At 65.0% G+C, this 1,246-nt stretch carries 1 protein-coding gene and 1 pseudogene; both read left to right on the plus strand.

Translation table 11 applies throughout. The features are described from left to right. A pseudogene (locus U1769_RS25085) lies at positions 1-192 on the plus strand (hypothetical protein); the annotation flags it as partial. Further along, the coding region (locus U1769_RS25090) for an NAD(P)/FAD-dependent oxidoreductase (RefSeq protein ID WP_332720883.1) at positions 192-1,246 on the plus strand (1,055 nt) is incomplete at its 3' end. The pseudogene U1769_RS25085 and the gene U1769_RS25090, both read left to right, overlap by 1 nt.

Here is a 1,246-nt window from a genome sequence, read left to right on the forward strand (position 1 = left end):
GTGAGCGTGCAGGCGGTGTGGCACCGCTACGAAAGCGATCGCCTCACTCGCCATTATGGCGACGAGATCAACCTGATGGCCTCGGCGAAGTTCGGCAAGACCACCGCATCGGCCCGTTTCGCCGATTACAACGCAGATCGCTTTGCCACCGATACCCAGAAATACTGGCTGCAACTGGACTGGACGATTTGATGGAATTGCAAAATATCGTCGCGGCGCCGGGTGACACCCGTGAACATTTGGTCGTGATCGGCAACGGCATGGCCGGGTGTCGCGCCGTCGAGGAAGTGATCGCGCGCGACCCAACCCGGTATCGCGTCACCATTTTCGGTGCGGAGCCGCGGGTGAACTACAACCGCATCATGCTCTCCCCCGTGCTGGCGGGCGAGAAGGCTTTCGACGATATCGTCATAAACTCGGCAGACTGGTATGCCGAGCACGGCATCGATCTGGTGGCGGGCGATCCCGTCATCGCGATCGATCGCGCGACGAAAACGGTAACGTCGCGCGGCGGGGCTTCGACTGGCTACGATAAATTGCTGATCGCGACCGGCTCCGACCCCTTCATCATTCCTGTCCCCGGCCACAAGCTGCCGGGCGTCATCAGCTTCCGCGACATGGACGATGTCGACCGGATGCTGGCCGCTGCCGAAAAGGGTGGTGGCGCGGTCGTGATCGGCGGCGGGCTGCTTGGGCTGGAGGCGGCGCACGGCCTGTCGCTGCGCGGCATGAAGGTGACCGTCCTTCACCTGATGCCGACGCTGATGGAGCGGCAGCTCGACGAGGCGGCGGGCTGGCTGCTCAAACAGGAACTGGAAGCGCGCGGGCAGACGGTGCTGACCGGCGCGGATACCGCCGAAATCCTGGGCGAAACGCATGTCACCGGCGTGCGGCTCAAGGACGGCACCGAAATCCCCGCCGAGCTCGTGGTGATGGCGGTCGGCATTCGTCCGTCCACCGCGCTGGCGCGGACGAGCGGCTTGCAAGTCGAACGCGGGATCAAGGTGGATGACCATATGGTCACGTCCGACCCCAGCGTCTTTGCTGTCGGCGAGTGCGTTGAGCATGACGGGCAGTGTTACGGACTGGTCGCGCCGCTGTGGGACATGTGCCGGGCGCTGGCCGATCATCTGACCGCGGGCACGGGGCCGACGATCGTCTTCCTGCCCGGCTATGCCTCGGACCGGACGGGCAGCCAGGCGCTCGCGCTCGAAGCCTGGGCGAAGGCGCAGGGCCGGTCGTTCCT

The organism is Parasphingomonas zepuensis (assembly GCF_036663735.1).
Taxonomy (GTDB): Bacteria; Pseudomonadota; Alphaproteobacteria; order Sphingomonadales; family Sphingomonadaceae; genus Sphingomonas.